7 protein-coding genes and 1 pseudogene are annotated in these 5,079 nt (G+C 45.9%); all 8 read right to left on the bottom strand.

The genetic code is table 11. The features are described from left to right. Nucleotides 1-199 (bottom strand): barstar family protein (locus tag RTV33_RS11615; RefSeq protein ID WP_312644422.1); only part of this gene is annotated, 199 nt, incomplete at its 3' end. Nucleotides 200-232: 33 nt separating this feature from the next. Further along, nucleotides 233-523, bottom strand: coding sequence for a barstar family protein (locus RTV33_RS11610; RefSeq protein WP_312644420.1), 291 nt, complete (start codon nt 521-523; stop codon nt 233-235). Between the two features lie 14 nt (nt 524-537). Continuing rightward, nucleotides 538-1,134, bottom strand: a complete 597-nt coding sequence (locus RTV33_RS11605; protein ID WP_312644418.1) for a phage minor head protein — start codon at nt 1,132-1,134, stop codon at nt 538-540. A 167-nt stretch (nt 1,135-1,301) separates the two neighbouring features. Beyond that, the gene (gene proS / locus RTV33_RS11600; protein ID WP_312644415.1) at nt 1,302-2,738 is read right to left on the bottom strand and encodes a proline--tRNA ligase; all 1,437 of its coding nucleotides are present in this window, start codon (nt 2,736-2,738) and stop codon (nt 1,302-1,304) included. 143 nt (nt 2,739-2,881) lie between these two features. Further along, on the bottom strand, nt 2,882-3,016 hold the full coding sequence (locus RTV33_RS11595) for a hypothetical protein (RefSeq protein WP_312644414.1): 135 nt from the start codon (nt 3,014-3,016) through the stop codon (nt 2,882-2,884). A gap of 82 nt (nt 3,017-3,098) precedes the next feature. Further along, complete coding sequence (locus RTV33_RS11590) at nt 3,099-4,238, bottom strand: sodium ion-translocating decarboxylase subunit beta (RefSeq protein WP_312644412.1); 1,140 nt, start codon at nt 4,236-4,238, stop codon at nt 3,099-3,101. A 188-nt stretch (nt 4,239-4,426) separates the two neighbouring features. Further along, the gene (locus RTV33_RS11585; RefSeq protein WP_312644411.1) at nt 4,427-4,654 is read right to left on the bottom strand and encodes an acyl carrier protein; all 228 of its coding nucleotides are present in this window, start codon (nt 4,652-4,654) and stop codon (nt 4,427-4,429) included. Between the two features lie 68 nt (nt 4,655-4,722). Further along, nucleotides 4,723-5,079, bottom strand: a pseudogene (locus tag RTV33_RS11580) (acetyl-CoA carboxylase carboxyl transferase subunit alpha); the annotation flags it as partial.

Genomic DNA, 5,079 nt, shown 5'->3' with positions numbered 1-5,079 from the left:
AATCAAATTCTTTGGACATCGTGTGCTCACCAAGTATTACTACTTTATCGGCATCGCATTCACTCCAAAGCAAATCCCAAAAGGCATCCCAATTTTTACCGTAAAAGTCGGGGAAATCGAACGCTTCTTTAATTCTTTGGTGGAGTTCTCCCAAATGCTTGCAGTCTGTAAGGTCTAAAGTAATCACTTTTTGGCTCATAGTATCACCCCATCTTTACACACTCGTATTTCGCTAGCTGTTTATTTCAAATTCAAAGTGAAAGCCATGCTTTTTGCGGTCTTCTACCGTTCGTTGCAGTATCTCATGCATTTTTTCTAAATGCCAATCAAATTCTTTGGACATCGTGTGCTCACCAAGTATTACTACTTTATCGGCATCACACTCGCTTCTGAGCAAATCCCAAAAAGCACTCCAATTTCTACCGTAAAAGTCAGGGAAATCAAACGCTTTTTTAATTCTTTCGTGAAACTCCATTATGTACTTGCAGTCTGTAAGGTCTAAAGTAATCACTTTCTGGCTCATTTTAAATCCTCCCATTATATTAATTCAATAAAAGTTTCGTAGTGGTCGTAAGTCACAAATATTAAACCATCGTTCGACCAAAGCAAACGGTGTTTATTACGCTTTCCGCTATAATAATTGATATCTGCTTCATACCAGCTACGCCCAACTATTTGGGGTAAATGACCATCATCATTCCTATATTCCCCCATTGTAGCCATTTTGCCTGGGGCAAATTTAGAGGGCGCTTTTCCATAATTCCATCCTAAGTCTAATAAATCATCTTCTGATATATAATAATCCGGCAAAGCTCCATAGTGTTTTATCCAGTAATCTGCTCCGTTTTGCCCGTCTTTGGTTGCATTCCCTGCAAAAACTGCTCTCATAATTTCTATTTTACATCGGCAGCCAAAATGAATAGGCGGTTCCTCCGGAGGGGTTTCATTCATGCTGTAAATTTCTCCATGCTTACTTTCGCAGGTAGCGCACATTTTTTCATCCATCTGCGCTACCCAGTGCTTCCAATTGCTGCTTTGAACTGTAGTGGGATTAAAATAATCCAGTTTACCTTTTGCGATATCGGACAAAATCTCATACGGTAATACATTCGCAACCATTTTTTTGATATACACTTCAACACCCCTTAATGAAATCTTTCCACTATAGGGAGCTAAGTACATCAAAATTAGGATACACAAAAACCACAGTGCGCTAAAAAATAATTGAAAGAGTTGTTGATTTGTAAAAACAAAAAAGCGATAACCACAAAAGCTTGCAGTTATCGCCTAAATTATGTTAATTAGTAAGCTTTGCCCCAGTATACCATTTTTGTTGCAGGTTTACCACAGCAAACGCAGGTATCGGAGATTTTTTCTTGCTCAAACGGAATACAGCGGGAGGATACACCTGCCTGCTCCTTGAGTTGCTCTTCGCAGGCAAGGTCGCCGCACCACATGGCTTTTACAAAACCGGTGTCTTCCGCAAGAACCTTGTTGATTTCATCAATGGTTTTTGCAGACCATGTACGGTTCTCGCGGTTTTGCAGCGCTTTGTTGTACAAACCGTCGTGAACAGCCTTCAACAGCTCAGGGATTTTTGTCTCGAGTTCATCCAGAGATACAAAATATTTTTCGCGGTTATCGCGGCGAACCAACACGCACTGGTTGTTTTCAATATCCTTCGGCCCAATTTCGAGACGCAGGGGAACACCCTTCATCTCGTACTGTGCAAACTTCCAGCCCGGGGAGTTGTCGCTGTCGTCCATCTTGACGCGGAACTGCTTTTTCAGCCTGTCACGGATTTCGGCAGCCTTTTCAAGCACGCCCTCTTTGTGCTGTGCAATGGGGATGACCATCAGCTGAATGGGCGCAATTGCAGGCGGAAGAACCAAGCCGTTATCATCGCCATGTGTCATAATAATAGCACCGATGATGCGGGTGGACATACCCCACGAGGTTTGATGCGGATACTGCAGCTTGTTGTCGCGCCCGGTAAAGGTAATATTGAAGGCATGTGCAAAGCCATCGCCGAAGTAGTGCGAGGTGCCCGATTGCAGAGCCTTTCCGTCGTGCATCATTGCCTCGATGGTGTAGGTTGCCTCTGCACCTGCAAACTTTTCTTTATCGGTCTTCTGCCCTTTTATGACGGGGATAGCAAGAGAATCCTCGCAGAAGTTGGCGTAAACATTCAGCATCTGCTCTGTTTCTTCAATCGCCTCCTGCGCAGTCTCGTGCATGGTGTGGCCCTCCTGCCAATGAAACTCCATCGTGCGCAGGAACGGGCGTGTTGTTTTCTCCCAGCGAAGCACCGAGCACCACTGGTTGTAGAGTTTCGGCAGATCGCGGTAGGAATGAATGACATGCGAATAGTGCTCGCAGAACAGGGTCTCTGAGGTGGGGCGGATGCACAAGCGTTCTTCAAGCTTTTCGTTTCCGCCATGGGTTACCCACGCAACCTCAGGGGCAAAACCCTCTACGTGGTCCTTCTCCTTCTGAAGCAGGCTTTCGGGAATCAGCATGGGCATCGATACATTCTCATGCCCCAGCTCCTTAAAGCGGGTATCCATAATGTGCTGAATGTTCTCCCAAATCGCAAAGCCGTACGGGCGAATAATCATGCATCCCCTGACGCTTGAGTAGTCCACCAGTTCCGCCTTTTTCACAACGTCGGTATACCATTTTGCAAAGTCTACGTCCATTGAGGTAATTTCTTCTACCATCTTTTTCTTATCTGCCATATTGTCCTCCTATTACAAAGTGCCCCACAGACCCTTTCTGCAGCGGCACTCTGCTTTTTATTACGAACCGATTGCCCCCGCCGGCGCACCCGCCGACGGCAATCTGAAAACCTGTTTTTATAGTATTTCTATTCGATATGCCTTTAGTCCTCTTTGGCTTTTTCTGCCGTTGTCTTGGCAAGCACCAGTACCAGGCAGTAAATGATAAATACAACTACAAAGATACCCAGCATACCCTTACCCATCAGCTGCAGAGATAGCATAAATAATTCGTTCATCTCAATTTCCTCCTATCCTTGCGAGAATATTCTCACAAGCTCACATGCGAGCAGTACGGAGCTTTCAGTAAAAGCTGCTCTCTTATTTGATCATCTGCGGTACCAGACCCAGAATAATGCCGCCGGCAATAACCGAAGCAATCTGGCCGGATACGTTTGCACCTACCGCATGCATCAGCAGGTGGTTTTGGTTGTCCTCTTTGAGCGCCATCTTTTGAATTACGCGCGCCGACATTGGGAACGCCGAAATACCCGCCGCACCAACCATGGGGTTTATTTTGTTTTTGCTGAACAAGTTGAGGAACTTCGCGAAAAATACACCGCCTATGGTATCAAAGACAAACGCAACCAGGCCGATCAGCATAATAAATAAGGTGTCAAGACGAACAAACTTGTCCGCAACCATGCTGAACGAAATGGTGATGCCGAGCAGAAGTGTAATGATGTTTGCAAATTCCTTCTGTGCAGTCTGCGAAAGAGAATCGAGCACACCGCACTCGCGAATGAGGTTGCCAAACATCAAAAAGCCTACCAGCGAAACAGACGCCGGAGCCACAAGACCCGCAATAATTGTTACCAATATTGGGAACAGCAGGCGGGTGGTGCGGGAAACATTTTTGGGGTTGTAGGGCATGCGAATCATACGCTCTTTTTTGGTGGTAACCAGCTTGATGGCAAATGGCTGCACAATAGGCACCAGCGCCATATAACTGTACGCGGCCACCGCAATGGGGCCAACATAATTGCTCCTAAATATTTGCGATACCAAAATAGCGGTGGGGCCGTCTGCCGCACCGATAATACCGATGGAAGCTGCATCGGTAAGGTTAAAGCCAAACAGAACCGCAACCGAAATTGCAAAGAAGATACCAAACTGGGCGGCTGCACCAAACAGCATCATCTTTGGGTTAGAAAGCAGCGGCCCGAAATCGATCATTGCACCAATGCCGATAAACAGCAGCAAAGGCAGCGCCTCAGACGCTTCAATCGTGGTTTCGAACAGCCACTGAATAATGCCGTGGGTTTCGCCGATCCCCTCCATTACCTGATCGAGCACGCCGGAGAGCGGCAGGTTGACAAGAATTGCACCAAAGCCCATTGGCAGCAGCAATGCCGGCTCATAGCCTTTTCCGATTGCAAGGTAGATAAGAAGCCCGCCAATCGCCCACATCAGCACCTGTTGCCAAGTAATTGCAAGGATTCCGTCCAGTAAAAATTCCATGCAGAAATCTCCTTCTTTATTTACATGCTGCGCAGGCATTGCTGCGCGATACGGATTATATTGTACCCCATTGGCTAAAAATTTTCAATGTTTTTGTAAAAGAAACCCTGTTAAGAAATGCGTTAAGAAGTTGGAATAAAAAACAGACACCGCACAAATGGTGCAGTGCCTGACTATTTGGCTGTTATTTAAATCTGGTCTTCAATGTATTTTACAATGTCGCCTACGGTTTTGATGTTTTCAACTTCCTCATCGGGGATTTCGGTGTCAAACTCTTCCTCAAGGCTCATTACGAGATCTACCACATCAAGAGAATCTGCGCCAAGGTCGTCGATGATGTTTGCCTCCATGGTGACGGTATCTTCCTCAACGTCCAGCTGATCAACAATGATGTCTCTTACTTTCTCGAATACCATAGAAAGTTCCTCCTCTAAATATTATATAAATTTAAATATAAGGTGATTTTATTTCACCAGTGCCAACGTTATTCTGTGTACTCGCCAATCTTTCTGAACTTATCATAGCGGTTTTGCAACAGCAGGTCAATAGGAAAAGCAGTATATTTTTTTATTGCACCAATCAGGTACTGCGCTATGTTTTCAGCGGTCTTCCGCGGGTCGTTGTGTGCGCCGCCTTCTGCCTCTGGAATAATGTGTTCGGCAACACCAAGCTCTACTAAATCATGTGCAGTAATGCGCATCATATTCGCCGCTTCTTGCTCGCGCGCCGCATTCTTCCACAAAATACTTGCAAATCCGCGCGGCGAAATCACCGAGTAAACTGCATTTTGCAGCATGGCAAGCTCGTCGCACACACCAAGTGCCAGCGCACCGCCGCTGCC

It is taken from the genome of Hydrogenoanaerobacterium sp. (assembly GCF_032017025.1).
Taxonomy (GTDB): domain Bacteria; phylum Bacillota; class Clostridia; order Oscillospirales; family Ruminococcaceae; genus Hydrogenoanaerobacterium.
This window is presented reverse-complemented; position numbering and strand designations above follow the sequence as displayed.